Raw genomic sequence first — 20,634 nt, forward strand, 5'->3', positions numbered from 1 at the left:
GTGTTGGAAGGGAAGATCGTGGGCGCGCTTACGTTTGAAGGGGGAAAGTGAAAGCGGGTGGCTCACTCTGGGTCCTTTGGTATGAGTGGGTTAAAAGAGTACTTGGAAATCAATCGATTTCCGTTTGCTGGAATGTTTATTGGAGTGGGCACATTATAAAGGAGGGTTATTTTATTATGACAGAGTTGAAAAGTGTATAGATAGATCACCATTTGAGACTCCCACGGCTAAGCCATGGGAGTTTTGGGTAGTTAGCGGACTTAGTCATTCTGCTTCGTGCAACTCCTAATATTGGGACTGGTCTATCATCCCGTCCCATGCCGCTCTACAACACGAGTTGCATGTACCCACATGTCCGGTGTATCTGTTACCAGTACACTAGTTCAAGTCCTGTTATTCAATCTGCTGGTTTTACCTATTATGCTAAGAAATTGTAGCTATAAGCTTCCCCAAGGAGATACCAAGCCTGCTGACTTTCATCCCACACATGAAAGGGTTGGGCTTTCAATCAGGGGAATTATGTTTGGTATAATGAAAAATTCATCGAATATTCAAGGGTTTTATTAAAAAGATGTCGAAATCAGTAGAGGATATTTTTGTAACTGTTATAGAAGGGAGACGACAATGGGTACAGAGACGAATCTGTTGCGATACTTTCATCGCAGTCTTCTGGATCAAGAGCAGCTTGAGTTTCAACGGAAAGACGGAATCCATATTCCCGCACATGAATTTTATCGAGGGGAACTCTCACCGGAAAGTCTTTCGATGATCAGGGAAATGATAAAGGATTTGGATGAAGAAGTGGAGTTTCATATCTGTCCCGTCTTTCTCGAACGTGCGGATGATCCGGATGAAATATTCACCCCGATCTTTCTACCGGCTCAGTTGGAAGAAGCGAAATTATTACCGATTTCTCATCAACTCCCTTATATTCCTCGTAAGCATCTGGAACCTACGATCAAAGATAATTTAGCTCTGGGTAGCTTAGAAAAATTGGACGAATTTATAGCGCAAAACCCATACACCGTCGATGGGAATTGGAAACAGGCGATTCGGTACGCAAAAGAGCTATTCATGACTGTAAACGGGAGTCAATGGGATGATTTTTCGGTTGATTCATATCGAGCGAGTAAAGAGGTCTGGATGGCGGTTAAGCTAGGGGGAACCAAAAACAAGCTTATTCATTTTTACGAGGAGTTAATCACTTCTTCTTCCCTGCCGCCGCTGCTAAAGAATTATCTATCTTTGGATGAAAACGAAAAGCGGCCCTTATTGGATTCTACTACTTACTCCAATCAACACTTGGGTCAAATGAATAAAGCCTATCCACTATCACGAGGTCAGAGGGAGTCATTGCAGCATTTTCTCGCATTAAATGAAGGGGAGATGTTAGCGGTTAATGGACCGCCGGGAACGGGAAAGACGACACTTTTGCAAAATGTTGTCGCAACACTTTGGGTAAAAGCGGCGATAAATGGGGATGAAGATCCTCCAGTAATTGTGGCTACCTCAGCAAATAATAAGGCAATTACAAACATCATCGACAGCTTTGCCAAAGACGATGATGGCGCCATTGAAGAAGGGAGAGAAGAACCTCTTCGCGAAAGATGGCTTCCTGATTTAAAGAGTTTTGGCTTATATCTCCCTTCCAATACGAAGATGGAAGAGCTGAATAAAAAAAAGCATCCTTATCACATCGTTAGCCAAAATGGCGAGAACTTTATGAAGGAAATGGAGAAAACCGGACGTCACACGGAGTTGGAGTCCCATTTTCTCCATCAATATTCAAATTATGCCGGACACTCAGTAGATAATATCCAGCAAGCGGTTAAACAGTTGCACCAGGATTTGGTTCAGGTACAAAGAGCAATCGACGAAGGAGCTCAATTGGCGGTTAAGCATCGGGATCAGCAAAAAAGATTAAAAGACGACTTTTCCGGTTCGGTTGAGGGATTGATTCAGTACCAACGTGAATGGGAGCAAAAAGTTGAAGCGGCGGAGAGTAGACGAAAACCATATGTTGAGTTAAAGAAAAAATGGAACGAATATTGTAATCAGGAGCCGTTTTGGTGGAACTGGTTTGCATTTTTACCAGGGATAAAGGCACGGAGGATACGGCGAAATGAAAGTTTTGTGTTGGATCACTCGGAATGGATAGAAGTGGTGTCTTGTACAGAGAATGAAGTGACAGCTGCAATTGATGAAAAATTAAACAAAATGGAAGGTATCAAACAGGAAGCATTTACCAATTCGGAAGAGGCAACACAACTACAAGAAGAGATCAAAGCCACCAAAAATCAAATACAAAAATGGCGTAGTCAATACGGTGTTGAAGAAGAGGATATCATCGCAGGAATGGATACCACGCTTCGTTACACTGCGTTTATGTTGGCCACTCATTATTGGGAAGGAAAATGGCTGCTGGAGATAGAGCATCAGATTCAACAAAGATATAACGAGAGCAAATCGAGCCAAAAAACGATGAAGAAGTGGCGGCGTTATGCCAAATTAACTCCTTGTTTTGTATCCACGTTCTATAAGTTGCCGGATTGGTTTTGCGGTTTTGACCCAAGAGTAAGCGGATCGGGAACTGAACGAGTGTATCTGTCCAACTTTATCGATGTCCTTATCATCGATGAAGTTGGACAAGCTCCTCCGGGGTTGGCGGCACCGGCTTTTGCCTTCGCCAAGAAAAGCCTGGTGGTAGGGGATATTATGCAGATTGAGCCAATCACGTCGATAACCCGTGGTGTTGACCAAGGCAATCTTTTCGGTAGTCGCGTCATCGGTGATTGGAAGAATATCGAATCAATTGAAGAAAAAGGAGTGACGACGACGGCGGGGAGTGCGATGAAAATCGCACAACGCAGAAGCAGTTATATGAAAGTTGCCCCCTTCGGTGGCATGTTTCTCGATGAACATCGTCGTTGTGTGCCGGAGATTATTGGATATTGTAATCTACTCGCTTATGAGGGGGGTCTTACTCCAAAACGCAATTCAAGACAGAAGTACAGTTTTATTCCTCATATGGGCTATGCTCACATTGAAAGTAAGGTGAAAGAAGCCAAAGGTTTAGGGAAATTTAACTTGGAAGAGGCTGAAAGCATAGCGCTTTGGATTCAGGATCATGCAGAAGAGATTATTAACATCTCAGGGAAGAAAAAGGTTGAGGAGTCTGTTGGCATTGTTACACCATTCCGCTATCAGACCGTCCTGATCCAACGATTTTTGCGGGAATTGGGCTTTAAAGATATAACCGTTGGCACGGTACATGCATTGCAGGGTGCGGAGAAAGATATTATTCTATTTTCACCAGTTGTAGGGGCTAAGAACAGAATTCCTTTTTACGACCGTAATCCCAATATGTTGAATGTGGCTGTTTCACGGGCAAAAGATAGCTTTTTAGTTTTTGGAAATATGGAGGAGTTTGGGCTTGTAAAAGGGGCTCCTTCCCATTTACTTAGATCTTTTATTTATAAAGAGGAAAACGAAGTAGTGATCCGATCAGGTCAATCAAAATTGCTGGGCCGTGTTGCAGAACGGATAAGAACATCCTTTGACGGTAACCGCTATGAGCGGACTGTTATTCAACAAATTATACAGATTCAAAGCAATGATGGGCAAATTATTTTTTCCCAGGGAGAAGGTTCAGTAACAGCTACACAGACACTTAACAAATGATGGAGGGATTCATATGAAGGAAAATCACTTCCAAGTTTACAAGAATACCGGACAGATCTCATTCAATACCGGCATCGGCACTCAAAACGTAACCCAACATGTACATAAAGGGAAACAAGATGACTGGGATCGTTTGTATCAATGTTTGATTGAATTAAAAAAACCAATAGCCGAAAGTCATGAGTTGCCAAAAGAAGAGAAAGAGGAGCTACTTGAGTTTTTAAACACGATGGAAGAGCCGATACGAAAAAAAGAAGCGAAACCTGGTTTATTGCGCAAGATTAACAAAGAACTGAAAGAAGCACAAGGTTTTCTTGCCGCCGGTTCTCTCCTGAGAGAATGGATTGAACCGGTTCGCGATATCATTTCCAAGTTATTGGAATGAACTTAAAAGACGACGGAGATTGCCTTGACCGTTTTTGCTTCTAATATCAATAAAGTCTGCCCCCGTTGACAGTGTCAACGGGGGCAGGTTTTATTGCACAATATAAGCCTCTTTGACCAAAAACATCGGCCCAGAAGGAGGGCGGATCAGACCTTTTACGTTTTCTCGCCACAGGTAGGAATAGGAGCGATAATATAGCGGTACGAGGGGAGATTCTTCAATCAGAATCTCTTCCGCTTCCTTCATCTTGTTTAAGCGTGTGTCGATATTGTTGGCAGAACGAGCGGCTTGAAGCAGCTGATCATATTCTTGATTGCTCCATTTTGGATAGTTGTAAGGACCGTCGGTCAACCATACATCCAGGAAATAGAGCGGGTCATTATACGCGGCTCCCCAGGTGGCATAGGCGAGATCGAAGTTGTTCTGTTGGATTTGGTCCAGATAGGATTTTAGTGGCTGTTGCTTAATGTTGATCGTCAGACCTAAGTTGGTTCGTAGTTGTTCCTGAACAAATTCAGAGGTACGTCGGTTTAATTCCGTATCATCCGTAAGGTAATCGAGGGTGGGGGCTTTTTCCAACCCGAGTTCATCCAATCCTTCCTGTAGGAGTTTTTTTGCTTTTGCCGGATTAGTGGAGGATGTGAAGGTACCGACCCGTTCGCGATAGGTTTGCTTTTCATCTCCAGTAATACCGGGTGGTACATATCCATAAGCAGCTTGTGATCCGTTTTTTAGAACGATTTCTGTAAACGCCTTCCGATCGATGGCGGTGGCGATGGCTGTACGAATTTTTTTGTTGTGAAGAAATTTGTTTTGTTGGTTAAGGACAAGATAAGCGGTCGAGGATCCGATAACAGTTTGAGAATCCGCTCGCTCCCGATACTGAGAGGCAAAATCACCGTCGAGCAGCGTGACATCCAGCTTGCCGGCGTTGTAAAGGTTGGCTCCCGTGGCGGTGTCTTTTACCACATTCCAAGTCACTTTTTCCAATTTGACGTTGTCCGCGTCCCAGTATTTTTCGTTTTTAACGTATTCCCAGCTGGTGTTGTGTTTCCAATTGGTTAGTTTAAAAGGACCATTATAGAGCAAAGCATCATCTTCTTGCGCGTATTTGTTCCCTTTTTTCTCTACAAACGCCTGCTTTTGCGGGAAAAAGGAGGGAACCGCCACTTTGGCAGGAAAGGTGGGGGTTGGTTGGTTCAGTTTTACTTTCAGTGTGTGATCGTCCAACGCTGTAACTCCAACATCATCCGCTGAGGCTTTGCCGGTGTTGTAAGCTTCGGCGTTTTTTATGTCGTAGAAGACAAAGGCGTAGGGGGAAGCGGTTTTAGGATTAAGTGCACGCTTCCACGCATATTCAAAATCGTTGGCTGTTACAGGTGAACCGTCGCTCCACTGCGAATGGTGGCGCAAATGGAATGTATATGTGAGACCATCTTTGCTGATATCGGGCTCTTCCTTGGCTACAGCTGGAGTCGGCTGATTGTTTTTGTTTATGGACATGAGCCCTTCCATCGTGTTTACCAGCACGGTAAAAGATACACCGTCGGCGCTTTTGGCACTATCCAACTGTGGGGGCTCTTGATCGGCGGCCAAGTGCAACACTTGTTCAGCAGCCAATTCATTATTTCCGCCTTTGGACTCGTTTTCTGTCGGTGTATTTCCTCCGCAAGCGGCTAGAAGTAAAGATAAGAGAAGGAAAAGGGATAGACTGGGTACAAACCGATTCTTCGACATGGGACGCGCCTCCGTTATGAGTTGATTATACCCACCAGAATACTTGGTTAATTAACATTACCACACCGGCGAACAGGGGATCAATTATGGAGTGTACGAAAATAGTTTACAATTTAAGACATTTCCTCTGTAGTGCCCCTTCCCTTTCTTTAGTCTTGATCATTTCCGTCATGGCAGCGAAAATTGCCCAAGTCGATTGATTTCTATACAATAAAATAGCAGGTTAACGACAAGGAGGAGTACGCCTTTGCTGTTTATCGACAATCAAAACATCCTTGATCCCCGTATCAACCTGGCGATTGAGGAGTATGCGCTCAAGCACCTGGACATCAACAACACTTATCTGTTGTTTTATATTAACGAACCTTCCATCATCATCGGCCGCAACCAAAACACGGTGGAGGAAATCCATGTGGATTACTGCCGCGAGCGGGGAATCCATGTGGTGCGGCGCTTATCCGGCGGCGGTGCGGTTTATCATGATACCGGCAACCTCAACTTTAGTTTTATTACCAGGGACGATGGGGAGAGTTTTCTTAACTTCCGCAAGTTCACGGAACCGGTGATTCAGGCTCTTCATCGTTTGGGAGTGAAGGCAGAGCTAACAGGGCGCAACGATATCCAAGTGGGGGAGAAAAAGATCTCCGGCAACGCCCAGTTTTCAACCAAAGGGCGCATGTTTAGCCACGGCACTTTAATGTTTGACGTCAATCTGGAGCATGTGGCAGATGCGTTAAAGGTGAAAAAGGAAAAATTCCAGTCCAAAAGCACCAAATCTGTGCGCAGCCGTGTCGCCAATATTAGTCAGTTTATGGACGAAAAGAGGTCCATCGATCAATTTAAACAATTACTCCTGCGCTATATCTTTGATGGAAGCGACGAAATACCTGAATATAAGCTGACGGAAGCGGACTGGAAAGCGATCGAGCAGATTTCACAGGAGCGCTATCGCAACTGGGATTGGAACTTTGGCCGCTCTCCTAAGTTTAATGTGGAACACGCCAAGCGCTTTCCCATCGGTTCCATCGATGTACGGATGCAAGTGGAAAAGGGCGTTATCCGTGAGTGTGTGATTTTTGGCGATTTCTTCGGCGTCAAAGATGTGAAGGAGATCCAGGAATGCTTGCAGGGGACGCGCTATTCCCGTGAGGCGATTACACAAGCCTTGGCAGATGTAGATGTGAAGAAGTATTTTGGTGATATCAGTAAAGAGGCGTTTATCGATCTGGTGTATTGAAGATGTAAAAAAGGACCGACCACAAAGGGGAAACCATGAGCCATCAACTATTCAACCTTTCTCAACTAACCGAAGAGCAATATACCGCGATCCAACAGTTACATCAGGAATGCAGCCGTTTTGAACAAATCAATATCAAAATAAACTGGGATATGATTAAGCGACGTTCTGGGGTGGATACAAACGACTTTCTTTGCTATGTAGATAAAAAACTGGTGGGATACCTCGCACTCTACGTTTTCAATAGCAGTGAAGCGGAAGTGAGTGCGATTGTCCATCCCGACTATCGCAGACAGGGTATTTTGAAAAAGCTACTCACCCGAGCTGGGCTTGAGTTAAGGAAAAGAGGGATTCCACAATTTCTTTTTATTGTGGATCACCAATCCCACTCAGGCCAACAAGTAGCTAAGTGTATGAAAACGGAATTTGCTCATGCGGAGTTTCAGATGAAAATGTCGGCCAATCACTGGAAGCTTCCTAACATGAAGCAGATACAGTTAGAAGAAGCATGTTTGAGAGATACAGCAGAACTGGCCCAACTGGATGCGAAGTGTTTTCATATGGATCTCGCCCGATGCATGGAAATGGTAAAGGGTGACTTTACGAAACCGAATCGTGTTCATTTGGTCTTAAAAAGAGATGGGAAGATCATCAGTAAAATCAACATCAGACTCTCTCAACAAAATGGGTATATCTATGGTTTTTGTGTTGATCCAGAGTTCCAAGGACAAGGATTGGGTACGGCCATTCTTTCTGCAGCGCTACAACGATTTCAAGATCAAGTAGAAACGTTTTCTTTAGAAGTGGTTGCAGAAAATCGTCACGCCCTACGCTTATACGAAAGATGCGGTTTTCGCTTCTTATCACAAGATGACTACTTTGCTTTACCCGTCTCGTAGCTTTTAGTAGAGATCTCGAGAAGGAGTATTTCAACAACATCGCTAATCGATTGGGTATTTTGATAATGAAGCACCTGTTTCTATTGAGGCAGGTTCTTTTTTATTGGTAAATCAGATTAGTCTTTTAACAAGTTGCTCAATTATTGTCGAGAAAAAACAATTGAATCCTTTCGAAAAATTAACAAACATCTATTCAATATTTAGGTAACATGTTATATTTCAATTGTCCATCGATCTTTGTGGAAAGGAAGGATTCATGTTGGAAAAATGGAGGTCTGTCTCTTTTGCAGAAGATCCCGGGCTCTATAATCGACTAGAAGAGGTTAATGATCATTCGTTTCCACAATACTTGATCCAAGGTGATCAGACGAATACGTTATATTGGACGAAAGAGGAATTATTTACTGTATTTGCCTCTTATCAATTTGTCCTCTTTCAAGGTGAACAAATAGCGGCAACAGGAAATGCCGTTCCAATATTTTGGGATGGTACCAAGGAAGGGTTACCGGATGGGTATGACGGTGCATTAAGGCGGGCTTTTGAAGAGGATAGAAAGCCAAACACCTTATGCGCCATCTCTGTGGTGGTTGCCCCTTCATTTCGGGGGAAGGGAGTTAGTTCAATAGTTTTGCAGTATATGCGTGAAAATGCAATCAGACATGGACATGATCGGCTCATCGTTCCGGTTCGTCCCAATAAGAAACATTTATATCCCCTGATCCCGATGGAAGATTACATCAAGTGGGTCCAACCGGATGGTTCCCCATTCGATCCTTGGATTCGAGCTCATTGGCGGTTGGGAGCTCGGATCTTACAAGTTGCTTCCGCCTCGATGGTTGCAAAAGCGTCAGTAAAACAATGGGAAGAATGGACCGGTCTTAAATTTCTCCAGTCAGGCAGCTATATATTGCCGGGGGCCCTGCAACCGGTTCAAGCGCGAGTGGAAGAGGATATCATCTTATACAAAGACCCAAATGTATGGATGCGCCATTCCATTTGAAATCAATCCATAAGGAGGGGAACGATGAAAGATACATTCCAATCAAACTATGCATTGGCAAATGATTATTCAAGAGAACCTGTTCCGTTGTCAGAGAGAAAGGGTTGGCTTCCACTGGCACTTGTTTGGATTGCGATGGGAGTAGATCTTTCCGCAGTGGTGTTAGGCGCGGCCCTTATTTCCGGATTAACGCTGCAAAACACGATCATTGTCGTTTCTGTCGGGTCTTTTATCCTCGCTTTAATCGGATTAGTCTGTTCCTACGTGGGATCAAAAACGGGATTATCTACCGCGATGATCAACCGATTTACGTTTGGTGAGAAAGGCTCTTATCTCGTCATTATGGTAATTAGTGTCGCATACTTTGGTTGGTTTGGTGTGACGGCTGGTTTCTTTGGCGAATCGGCCCAATATACAATTTATAGTGTGACGGGTCTCGATATCAGTCCGAAGATTCTGGCCCTGATTGGCGGTCTACTGATGACGACAACAGCTGCAATCGGATATAAAGCGGTTGAAAAATTGAGTATGTTAGCTGTTCCACTCATGTTAGGAATGTTGTTATCGATGTTTCTTAAATTATTTGCCGATAGGGAAAATACAAGCGCTTTACTCAATACTCCTCCAGAAGGAGAACTTATCGGTTTTGGGACAGCAATCTCTCTTGTGGTAGGGGCTTTTATCGTTGCCTGTTCCCACTCACCTGATGTGGCCCGTTGGGCGAAGAGTCCAAAACATGCCATGCTCTCCGGCTTTTTTGGTTTTTTGATTGGAAATAGCCTAATGATGTTTGTAGCGGCGTTTCTCTCAAAGCTCACAGGAACTGAAGATGTGATTCAGATCATGTTGTCAATCGGTTGGGGAGCATTAGCAGTTACCATTCTAATTTTGTCTCAGTGGACTACCAATGATAACCATATGTATACATTAGGTTTAAATCTTTCTGTCTTATTCAAGTGGGTACCAAAACCGATGCTGACCATTATTGCAGGCTTGTTGGGAACCGCATTTGCTGTGATGGGTGTGTACGAAAACTTCATTGACTTTTTACTCCTACTTAGCCCATTTGCGGCACCGATTGCGGGTATATACTTAACCGAGTACTTCTTTCTAAACACCAATCGATTCAATATGGCGTTCTTGGCTAATCAGAACATCAAACCTTTCTATTGGCATGCCCTGCTCGTATGGGGGATCGCTACCACTATCGCTTTTGCGACTACACCAACCATTGACGGAGGATGGGGGCTGTTAACGCTTAGTACAATCCCGAGTGTCGATGGTTTGCTGTCCGCCGCCGGTCTCCATTATATCGTGGGTAAATGGATTGTTCCTCGTTTTGAATCAACACTAGCGAGCGAGACAGCTTAAACTTCCAAATATCAAAATCCCCCCTTTTACGAAGGGGGGATTATTGCATGTAGGATGATGGGATGGCGCTTCCTAGATATTTTTTATAGTATTTTTCTTTGCCTATGATATATTCAATCAACATTCCGAATATTAGCGATTGACTAATAAACAGAAAAGGGCTACACTTCATTCAAAGACCTTCTTAAACATTATTTAAAATGAGGGGGGATAGCCCTGATTCCTGGTGACCACCATCTTTTGAAAAAAGTGAATCGTACACGGGTATTGGATGTGATTCGGCGGTTTGGACCGATTGCCAAGATGGAAGTTGCAGCAAAGACGGGTCTTACATTTGCGGCAGTCGCCAATATTGTCAAGGATTTAGAAAGCGCAGGGATGATTGTAAGCAAAGGAGAGGGAGAATCGACGGGGGGGAGAAAGCCGGTTCTCTTTGAAATGAATGAAGAGGCTTGTTATGTGGTGGCGGTTGATTTTTCCGTTGAAGATATTCAGATGGCGATCATGGATTTGGCCACCCGGGAATGCGCCAAGATCCATACGTCTGCACCTGTTGACGGGGAACCGGATTCTTATATCGAGATCATTGTCACAGGCGTACGTCAGATGATGGCGGAAGCCGGTATCGATGAGCAGAAAATTTTAGGAATGGGCGTTTCATCACCAGGCCCTGTGTTTCCCACTACCGGTCAGATCTTTTACCCTCCCAACCTGCCGCGGTGGAAAGAGGTGCCGCTGAAAGAACGTTTAGAGGCGGCTTTGGGGCTGCCCGTCAAGGTTGAGAAAGATGCCAATTTGGCGGCTATGGGAGAGAAGTGGTTTGGAGCAGGGCGAAAGGCGGAGAACCTTATCTATGTCCTTGTCGGAGAGGGGTTGGGGGCAGGGGTGATCATTGATGGATCTCTTTATCACGGGCAGGAATTTGGTGCCGGTGAAATTGGACATATCACGGTGGATAGGAATGGCCCCAAGTGCAACTGCGGCAACGATGGCTGTCTAGAAGCGATGGCTTCCGGGATCGCCATGGTGAGAGAGGTACGCGCCAAACTGAGACAAGGGGAACAGTCTTCTTTTTTTCATCAGGGGGAGGTTACTTTTCCACATTTTATGGAAGCGCTTTCAAAAAGGGAGCCATTGGCTCGATCGGTAGCTGATGAAGCTTCCCGGGTTTTGGGAATCGGTGTAGCCGGTGTGATTAACGCTTTTCATCCGCAAAAATTGTTGATCGGCGGGAAAGTTCCTGAGGTTTACCCACAGATGGTCGAAATTGCGGCACAAATCGCCCAAAAACGGGTGGTATCCGTATTTCGTGATCGGCTCAATATCTGCACCGGTGAACTTAAAGGACGATCATCCCTTGTCGGTGCCGCCGCTTCGGTGATGGAAGGCATGTTTACGTTAAGGATACGTTGATCTCTTTGGGTGAGGTTGTGAGTTAGTGGCTTATCAACCTGTGAGAATCGGGCGTGGGTGTTGGTGATTTCCATTGCTATCAAAAAGGAGTGAGTCTGTTGAACCGTGTTCAAATGATCTGTTCCCTGATGGCGGTGCTGGTGTTGGTGGGGACTGTGATGGCGGGGTGTGCAACGGGACAGGGGGATTCGGCCAATACGATCACATTGTGGCATGGGATGACGGATACGGGTAAAGAAACATTTGAACAATTGGCGGCTCAATTTGAGGAGAAACATCCGGATTTCAAGGTGAATGTGGTATATATTGCACAACAGGGAGAAGGGCGAAACGAGAAGTTGCTGGCGGCGATTGCTGGCGGAAACCCACCTGATGTGGCCTTTTTTGATCGATTTGAAGTGGGTTCGTGGGCCAACCAGGGGTCGTTAACTGATTTGACGGCGATGGTGGAAGAGTCCGACCTCGATCTGGAAGGTTACTATCCCTTTGCTGTGGAAGAGGCGTCATACAAAGGAAAACTGTACGCCTTGCCGATGGGGACCGATGCCCGTATGCTTTTTTACAACAAGGATCACTTTCGAGAAGCGGGGATTGACAGTCCACCAAAAACGATCGCAGAACTGGAAGCAGCAGCGGAAAAACTGACGATTAAAAAAGGGAAACGGTTTGAACGTATCGGCTTTATCCCTTGGTTGGGACAAGGTTGGACCTATACGTGGGGGTGGAGCTTTGGCGGCGATTTTTATGATAAAGATAAAGAGAAAGTGACCATTGAGTCGGAAGTGGTGCAATCGCTGGAGTGGATGCGAGATTACGCCAAAAAATATAATATCGAAGATGTAACCGCTTTCACCGATTCAACCGGTTCGGCAGCATCGGATCCTTTCCTCACAGGACAGATCAGCATGATTGTGGATGTGAATGCCAAGATATCCGTCATCAACAAATATAAACCAGATCTCAATTACGATGTTGCTCCGATTCCAACACCTACCGGCAACGACTTTACCACCTGGTCCGGTGGTTGGAGTCTGATTATGCCGAAGGGAGCGAAAAATCAAGAGGCGGCATGGGAGTTTATGAAATTTGTCGCGGGAGAAGAAGGGCAAAAAAACTACAGCAAAAACACCTACAACCTATCGGCGATTGACTCGATCAATCAGGAGTTGTATGAGGAAGATCCCATCATGAAACAATTTGTTGATCTTCTGCCCTCCTCCAACCATCGCCCGGTAATTTCGGAAGGAACACTGTTGTGGAATGAGTTGAACAAAGCGCGCGATTTAGCGGTGAGAGGAAAAGGAGATCCCCGACAATTAATGCAAAAGGTATCCAATAAGGTAAATAAGGAGTTGGAGCAGTAGAGGAGGGTACACCGATGAAATCGGAAAAAGTGATAACAAAACCGGTCGATTCCCGTGTTTCAATCAAAAAAACAAAATGGCGAACCTCTCATGTTTACGGTTGGTTGTTTGCGTCTCCCTGGGTGATCGGAATGTTGCTGTTTTTCGCTTTTCCGTTACTCTCCTCAATCTACTTCAGCTTCACCTCATACAGCATCATCAACCCCGGAGAGTTTGTCGGACTACAAAACTATCGTGACTTAATGAATGATAGCCTGTTTTGGACCGCCATTTACAATACGGTGTACTTTACCGTTTTTTTTGTCCCGCTCAGTATTTTTTGCGGTGTTTCGTTAGCGTTGTTTCTCAACATGAAAGTGAAAGGAATGGCGATCTACCGTACCATCTTCTTTCTACCGACTCTCGTCCCCCATGTGGCGATGGCGGTGCTCTGGGTGTGGCTCCTTAACCCACAGTTCGGCTTGGTCAACGGCATGCTGGCAGCTGTCGGTATGGACGGTCCGGCGTGGTTAGGCAGTGAAACATGGTCAAAACCCTCCTTGATCTTGATGTCCCTGTGGGGAATCGGGCAAGCGGTCGTCATTTATCTCGCAGGATTGCATGACATCTCCCAGGATTACTATGATGCCGCTGAGGTGGATGGGGCCAACAGCGTGCAAAAGATTGGCCATATCACGTTGCCGTTGTTGACACCGGTTATTTTCTTTAACCTGGTGATGGGTGTGATTGGAGCATTTCAGCAGTTTACCCTTCCCTACACAATGACCAAAGGGCAGGGGACACCGGGTAATTCGCTTGTTTTCTATGTGATGCACATTTATGACAACGGTTTCAAATTTTTTAAGATGGGTTATGCATCCGCTATGGCTTGGATTCTGTTTGTGGTAATTATGGCTTTGACAACGCTGATCTTTGTCACATCAAAACGTTGGGTTCATTACCAGGGAAACTGAGGAGGGAAAGTGATGAAGCCGAAGCTGACTCGTTCCATTGTGGCGCATACGGTATTGATCGTCGCCTCCATTCTGTTCCTCCTCCCTTTTCTGTGGTTGGTATCGACTTCACTTAAACCGACGACCCAGATTTTTACTTGGCCACCGCAATGGATTCCCAATCCGATCCATTGGCGCAACTATCTTGATGCGATGGAGTATATCCCGTTTTTTACCTACTTAAAAAACACTGTTGTGATCACGGTTTTAGGCACGCTAGGGGTTGTTCTCTCCTGTCCGCTGGTCGCTTACAGCTTTGCTAAATTGAAATGGAGGGGGCGGGATACGCTCTTTTTTATCACGATTGCGGTGATGATGATCCCCGGTCAGGTGACGATGATTCCGTTGTTTATCTTGTTTGAAAAAATGGGGTGGGTTGGTACCAATTTGCCCTTGATTGTGCCCGCCTTCTTTGGAGTTCCCTTTTTTATCTTTTTGCTGCGTCAGTTTTTTCTGGGATTGCCGAACGAATTGATTGATTCCGCTCGTATGGATGGTGCGGGGGAGTTTCGCATCTATTGGCAGATTATGTTGCCCTTAGCCAAACCGGCGGTATTGGCTGTGGGGCTGTTCCAATTTATGGCTGGATGGACGGATTTTATCGGGCCACTGCTCTATTTGACCGAGCCGGATTCCTATACGATGTCCCTCGGCTTACAGCAATTTCAGAGTGAGAAGGGGTCGGAATGGGGGTTGATGATGGCGGTGGCGACGATGATGACGATGCCGATCATTGTGTTGTTCTTTCTGTTGCAAAAAACGTTTATCCAAGGGATCACGTTTACCGGGATCAAGGGTTGAACGGGATAAAAGCCAGTGTGAAAAGGAGAGGATGGAGCGATGTTTTTCACAGAGAGAAAATTGCGAGCCCGCATTGATGAATTGTCCCCTTATCGTTACCGCGATGGAATTCCCATTTCCTCCTTTAAAAGTCGGATGGATGTAGATGGAAAAGTGGGGGCTTTTCCGCCGGAAGATGGAGAGTGGTCCACTCTTCAACGGGGTGAGCGATGGCAGGGCAGGGATCTCTATCTGTGGATACAGGCGGATGTCTCTGTACCGGTGGAATGGAAAGAGAAGACCGTGGTGGGCTTATTTGACTTTGGTAAAACTGGAGGAGGACATAATTCGGGGTTTGAATCGCTGCTCTTTCTCAACGGTAACCCTTTTCAGGGGGTGGATTCCAACCATCAGGAGGTGTTTATACCTTCCGAAGCCTCCGGTTCCACTTTATCGTTGGCGTTTCGGCTGTGGTCGGGCCTGGAAGGAGGAGGGGTACAGCGGGAGCAGGAGCATCAGATAAAGCGGGCTGAGCTGGCTTGGTTGGACGAGCGGGTGGACCGCTTTTATTACGATGCTCTCGTCGCGCTGGAAACGGTGGAAGTATTGCCGCAACATGCCGCTGAACGGGCGCAACTGTTGTCCGCCTTGGATCGGACATTTGCATGGATCGATTGGTCCCAACCAAGGAGCGAATCCTTTTATCGATCCATATATGCAGCAGGTGAGGGGTTGGAACAGGAGCTACAAACACTGGAAAAACAGCATGGGGTGACGATTCGTTGTATTGGACACACTCATATCGATGTCGCATGGCTATGGCGGTTAAAACATACGCGGGAGAAAGCGGCCCGTTCTTTCTCAACGGTGTTGCGGCTGATGGAACGGTATCCCGAATATTTCTTTTTACAGACCCAGCCACAACTGTACGATTATCTCAAAAAGGACTACCCCACCATTTATGAGCAGATCAAAGAGCGGGTAAAAGAAGGAAAATGGGAAGTGGAAGGGGGTATGTGGCTGGAGGCGGATTGTAATATTCCTTCGGGGGAATCGCTGGTGCGGCAGTTGCTCCTCGGCACCCGTTTTATCCGGGAAGAATTCGGGAAGGAATGCCGCTATCTATGGCTGCCTGATGTATTCGGCTACAGCTGGGCCTTGCCTCAGATTTTAAAGAAATCGGGTATTGATACCTTTATGACGACCAAAATCAGCTGGAACCAGTTTAACCGGATGCCACACGATACGTTTTGGTGGAAGGGTATGGATGGTACTGAGATCTTGACGCACTTTATTACGACGACGGAACGTACCGATGGTAGTTCCTGGTTTTATACCTACAACGGTGTGATTACGCCAGCGTCGATAACCGCCTCCTGGGAAGCGTATCGGGATAAAGAGATCAACCAAGAATTGCTGCTCTCTTATGGATACGGCGATGGTGGCGGCGGGGTAAATCGGGAGATGCTGGAGAAACGGCGGCGGGTGGATCGTATGCCGGGTTTGCCCCAGGTGACGACAGGGACCGCAGGGGAGTTTTTTGCACGATTGCATGATCGGATCAATGCCACTGACCGCTATGTTCATACCTGGGACGGGGAACTTTATCTGGAATACCATCGTGGCACATATACCAGTCAAGCTTACAATAAAAAGATGAATCGGCGGATGGAACTCCTGTATCGGGAAGCGGAATGGCTCAATGCTATTGCTGGATTATCCCACCTGGGTAGGATCCGCCAGGGGCAGGATTCCTTGACAGAAGGGTGGAAAATCATTCTCCGCAACCAGTTTCACGATATTATCCCTGGGTCATCGATCCCGGAAGTGTATCAGGATTCACGGGAGGAATATTCGGAGGCTGAGGCGATTGGTCACGGTGTCTGGAATGAGGCAGCAAGCTCGTTGCTAGAGAAAGGGGCTGATCATTATACCGTCTTCCATTCCGCTCCTTGGACTGGGGCCGGTTATGTCTGGGTGGAGGGAGAGGAGGATACCGTCAATTTTACGGATTCAGACGGTTCCCTGTTAACCGCACAACGCTCGGATGGCGGTTGGTTGGTGGAAGTGACAGACTTGCCGTCTATGGGCTTTAAATCGATGCAAAAGCAGGCGACAGCTGAAAATACCGTTCAAATCAGTCCCTTTACGGTAAAAGAAAACAGCGTTCTCACCCCACTGTATGAATTGGAATGGGATGAACGGGGGCAGTGGATCCGACTCTATGACCGGGAACAACGCCGGGAAGTATTGGCGGAGGGAGAGCGGGGCAATGTTTTGCAAATATTTGAAGATAAGCCGCTCCATTATGATGCATGGGATATCGATCTATTTTACCAACAGAAGATGAAGGAAGTGGTTGAGCTACAATCCATTGAAACAGTAGAAACTGGGCCGCTGCGGGTGGTGATCCGTTTCCGCTGGAAATATGAGGATTCCAGCATCAGCCAGGATGTTATCCTATATGCGAACAGCCGCCGGATTGATTGTCAAACCGATGTCGATTGGCAACAGCGGCGGCAGCTTCTGAAAGTGGCTTTTCCCGTCGGAATTCGGGCGACAGAGGCAACGTACGATGTCCAGTTTGGCAATGTGAAACGGCCAACGCACTGGAATACAAGTTGGGACTATGCCCGTTTTGAAACGGTGGGACACCAGTGGGCCGATCTATCGGAGCGGGGATATGGAGTCAGCCTGCTGAACGATTGCAAATACGGCTACGATATCAAGGGGCATGTGATGCGCTTGACATTGTTAAAGTCGGCTACTTTTCCCGATCCGGAGGCGGACCGGGGAGTGCATTCATTTACGTATGCCCTTTATCCTCATGCAGGAGATTGGTTTGAGGGTGGGACGGTACAGGCAGCCTGGGCACTAAACAGCCCACCGACGGTACGTAAGGGGAGGGTGGAAGGTGGCGAACGCTCCCTTTTCCGCATCTCTTCTCCCCAACTGATGGTGGATGCCGTTAAAACGGCGGAAGACTCCAATCAACTGATTTTACGGGTGCATGAGTATGGTGGTTCCCATGACGAAGTTACTATTACCAGCGATTACCGCCTTGTCTCCTGGCAGGAATGCGATCTAATGGAACGACCAATCGGTGAGCGACAACAGGGGACAGCCATTGACTTCTCCGTTAAACCGTATGAGATCAAGACGTTTTTAATTGAGCTAAAGCGGGATTAAGCAGGGAAAACAGGGGAAACGAGAAGCGAACCTCGTCGAGGAGGTTCGCTTTATTTTTTTCTATCTGGGAAACTGTAAGATAATATCCTGCGGGGGCATCTATATAAGTGGAAGGCTAGTCAGATGACAGGTGATAGGAAAGGAGACGAGAAACGTGATGAACCATAAGGGAGGGGGGATGGAACCTTTCCGCGATCATGACTTAGTGGAGAGGGCACGGGAAGGGGATTCAGACGCTTTTGCGGAACTGGTTCGGCGGCACCGGGCAAAAGCGCACGGTTGGGCTCAATCGATCACACATGACCCGCACATGGCAGAGGATATCGTCCAGGATGCATTTATACGTGCTTTTTTGCGTTTTGGAACATTGCTTGAGTCAAACCGGTTTCTACCGTGGTTACGCCGTATTGTCCAAAATGAAGCATTGGGCAAAGTGCGGCGCGGTGGGCCTTACCGGAAGGAGCAGCCGTTTTCCAGTTTAAAACCGGTTATGCACGAATCAGAGGTTAATTACGAAGACATTGACAGCATTTTAGACTATTTAACGCGATCGCGCGGGCAAGAGGAAGGTTCAAGGTACAACCCACATGAAATACTCGTGCAAAAAGATATTTTAGAGACAATTCGTCAATTGCTGTCTTGTTTAAGCCGCCGGGAAAGGAGCATTTTTGAAGCTTATTTTTTTGAGCAACTGACACCACAGGAGATTGCTGACTTGTTATCAACGACAACGGGAAATGTGTACACCTCTTTACACCGTGCAAAACAAAAAGTACAGCGTGAACGCATCCGTATTTTTTTGCAACGCCATATCCACATTCGAAAGGGGAAAGGGTTAATGGGACAAAAAGTGTTATCGACTCCAAAATTGTCGGCAAGTTGGACATCGATTGCGGCCGCAATTACAACGGCCATCGGTTATACGGGTCAGGACGTATCATTATCAGATGTGATGGGATATACGGGGCATGCCTTTCGGTTGAACATTCATAAAGGAGATGTCGATGTAGCAGGTCCGACGGCGTATAAATGGAATCCGGTTGTGTCGCGGGGCCTTGCCCACCTTGGCTTTGAAGTAAGCGATGTCGGTGCACAAGCACAGACTTCACCTGAAAAACTGACGGAAGCGGTTGATTTGATTCATGATTCGATCGATCGAGGGATACCGGTGGTTACGTGGGATTTGTTTGTTCCTGAGTTTGGGTTAATTTACGGTTACGACGATGAAGCGCAAACGTTTGCGGCGGTTGACTTCAAAAATGATGGAAAACTACCTTATGACCAGCTCGGTATGGGAGAGATAAAGGAACTGGCCGTTTTCGCTCTTGGAAAGTGGAAGCCGGTCGACAAGAAACATGCTTTTTTGCAAGCATTGACGATGGCTGTGGAACATGCATATGGAAAAGAACCGGCTTTGCGTGGGTTTGTCCAGGGAGTGGCCGCTTATGATACATGGATTGAGGCGTTTGAATCAGGTACCGTTGATCCCTTTGGTAACTCATACAATGTAGCAGTGGCAGCGGATGCAAGGCGGTTTGCTACACACTTTTTGTTAGAAAGAAGCGCTTGCCCGAAAAGTATTGGGGATAGCAGGATAGTGCAGTTAACGGCTCGAGCGGCAGTTTGCTATGCACAGGTTTATGAATCATTACAAGCCCTTAACCAGCTGTTTCCTTTTCCAGCAGGCGGCAATCCGAATGAATCGACACAGCGAGCACAGGCGATTACCCTGCTCACTCGGGCTAAAGAAGAGGAATTAAAGGGTGTCGCTCTTATGCAAGAAATTGTTGACGCTCTTTCAGCCAGTGATGAAGTCGTTGATTGAGATCTTGTATATCGTAAGCGTGTAGAGTCGATTGCTTGTGTTTTATAAACAAAAGTGAACCTCGTTGTGAGGTTCGCTTTTTTGAATCTTGGCCTACTTTACAACAACAGCAGTTCCGGCAATCCAGTCATAGATTGATCTTTTGCTTCTGCTAAGGAGAGGGGTTAGCATATATAGGGACACGGCAATATAAACGAAGCTCATGACAGTGTAGAGAAAGGGAAGGGGGTAAGAGGATGGATGAACGAAGTATTCGGGGGGAAGGGCCAATCGCCAAATTACAAAATGCGCCATTTCCCAGGGGGTGAATTTAACTACCGACCGTAAAAGCGATCTTCCTAGTCGCGGACGATCTCCATTTTGATCAGTCACCTGAATTCCCATTTTTCTTTTTCCCCAAGTCCCTTGCCAATTTGAGCTTTCACATATGGCAAAGTAAAGTGTAACCGGCAGGGTAATAAGGAAAAAGCCGGTGATTTCAGCGGATAACGGGGAAGTCGTAAATAGGGGAGTCAAAACCGGCTGTAATAAAGAAGATACCAGTCCTAACAAAATGCCGTAGGCGACTATGATGAGATAGTCTAACAGGAAGGCATACATGCGTAATTTTAATGAAGCATAGCGGGTGGATTGATATGATTCGTATGATTCCGTTAGATTAGGCTTCACGATTTGGTTTCCCTCACTTACATATTGATTTAACTATATTCTACGAATGTAAAAAGAACCCCTTTCACTGCGCATGAAGGAAAATTACCCCC

14 protein-coding genes are annotated in these 20,634 nt (G+C 46.3%); 12 read left to right on the plus strand and 2 right to left on the minus strand.

Features of this window, described 5'->3' with window-relative positions; translation table 11 throughout:
* The first annotated feature begins 789 nt into the window (after positions 1 to 789).
* On the plus strand, positions 790 to 3,681 hold the full coding sequence (locus tag C8J48_RS02105) for an AAA domain-containing protein (RefSeq protein WP_170105075.1): 2,892 nt from the start codon (positions 790 to 792) through the stop codon (positions 3,679 to 3,681).
* A 13-nt stretch (positions 3,682 to 3,694) separates the two neighbouring features.
* Positions 3,695 to 4,066, plus strand: coding sequence for a hypothetical protein (locus C8J48_RS02110; protein WP_107724726.1), 372 nt, complete (start codon positions 3,695 to 3,697; stop codon positions 4,064 to 4,066).
* Between the two features lie 90 nt (positions 4,067 to 4,156).
* Here C8J48_RS02110 and C8J48_RS02115 read toward each other — a convergent pair whose 3' ends face one another.
* The gene (locus C8J48_RS02115; RefSeq protein ID WP_107724727.1) at positions 4,157 to 5,803 is read right to left on the minus strand and encodes a peptide ABC transporter substrate-binding protein; all 1,647 of its coding nucleotides are present in this window, start codon (positions 5,801 to 5,803) and stop codon (positions 4,157 to 4,159) included.
* 247 nt (positions 5,804 to 6,050) lie between these two features.
* On the opposite strand from C8J48_RS02115, the gene lplA reads away from it, so the two are divergent.
* From lplA to C8J48_RS02165, 10 genes are all read left to right on the plus strand, one after another.
* Positions 6,051 to 7,040 carry a lipoate--protein ligase gene (lplA, locus tag C8J48_RS02120; RefSeq protein WP_107724728.1) on the plus strand — a complete coding sequence of 330 codons (990 nt, stop codon included), beginning with the start codon at positions 6,051 to 6,053 and terminating at the stop codon, positions 7,038 to 7,040.
* Positions 7,041 to 7,075: 35 nt separating this feature from the next.
* Complete coding sequence (locus C8J48_RS02125; RefSeq protein WP_107724729.1) at positions 7,076 to 7,939, plus strand: GNAT family N-acetyltransferase; 864 nt, start codon at positions 7,076 to 7,078, stop codon at positions 7,937 to 7,939.
* 259 nt (positions 7,940 to 8,198) lie between these two features.
* Positions 8,199 to 8,939, plus strand: a complete 741-nt coding sequence (locus C8J48_RS02130) for a GNAT family N-acetyltransferase (RefSeq protein ID WP_170105077.1) — start codon at positions 8,199 to 8,201, stop codon at positions 8,937 to 8,939.
* A gap of 24 nt (positions 8,940 to 8,963) precedes the next feature.
* On the plus strand, positions 8,964 to 10,310 hold the full coding sequence (locus tag C8J48_RS02135) for a cytosine permease (RefSeq protein ID WP_107724731.1): 1,347 nt from the start codon (positions 8,964 to 8,966) through the stop codon (positions 10,308 to 10,310).
* A gap of 249 nt (positions 10,311 to 10,559) precedes the next feature.
* Positions 10,560 to 11,723 carry an ROK family transcriptional regulator gene (locus tag C8J48_RS02140; protein ID WP_245891167.1) on the plus strand — a complete coding sequence of 388 codons (1,164 nt, stop codon included), beginning with the start codon at positions 10,560 to 10,562 and terminating at the stop codon, positions 11,721 to 11,723.
* A gap of 89 nt (positions 11,724 to 11,812) precedes the next feature.
* Positions 11,813 to 13,087, plus strand: a complete 1,275-nt coding sequence (locus C8J48_RS02145; RefSeq protein ID WP_425430465.1) for an ABC transporter substrate-binding protein — start codon at positions 11,813 to 11,815, stop codon at positions 13,085 to 13,087.
* 14 nt (positions 13,088 to 13,101) lie between these two features.
* Positions 13,102 to 14,040: a carbohydrate ABC transporter permease gene (locus C8J48_RS02150; RefSeq protein ID WP_107724733.1), complete on the plus strand. Its 939-nt coding sequence runs from the start codon at positions 13,102 to 13,104 to the stop codon at positions 14,038 to 14,040.
* A 12-nt stretch (positions 14,041 to 14,052) separates the two neighbouring features.
* Entirely contained in the window at positions 14,053 to 14,880 is an 828-nt protein-coding gene (locus tag C8J48_RS02155) for a carbohydrate ABC transporter permease (RefSeq protein WP_107724734.1), read from the plus strand.
* Between the two features lie 39 nt (positions 14,881 to 14,919).
* The gene (locus C8J48_RS02160; protein WP_107724735.1) at positions 14,920 to 18,048 is read left to right on the plus strand and encodes an alpha-mannosidase; all 3,129 of its coding nucleotides are present in this window, start codon (positions 14,920 to 14,922) and stop codon (positions 18,046 to 18,048) included.
* Positions 18,049 to 18,205: 157 nt separating this feature from the next.
* Positions 18,206 to 19,873: an RNA polymerase sigma factor gene (locus tag C8J48_RS02165; RefSeq protein WP_107724736.1), complete on the plus strand. Its 1,668-nt coding sequence runs from the start codon at positions 18,206 to 18,208 to the stop codon at positions 19,871 to 19,873.
* A 93-nt stretch (positions 19,874 to 19,966) separates the two neighbouring features.
* On the opposite strand, the gene C8J48_RS02170 is transcribed toward C8J48_RS02165, so the two are convergent.
* On the minus strand, positions 19,967 to 20,542 hold the full coding sequence (locus tag C8J48_RS02170; RefSeq protein WP_245891044.1) for an RDD family protein: 576 nt from the start codon (positions 20,540 to 20,542) through the stop codon (positions 19,967 to 19,969).
* Between the last annotated feature and the right edge of the window lie 92 nt (positions 20,543 to 20,634).

This window comes from Desmospora activa DSM 45169 (assembly GCF_003046315.1).
Classification (GTDB): Bacteria; Bacillota; Bacilli; order Thermoactinomycetales; family DSM-45169; genus Desmospora; species Desmospora activa.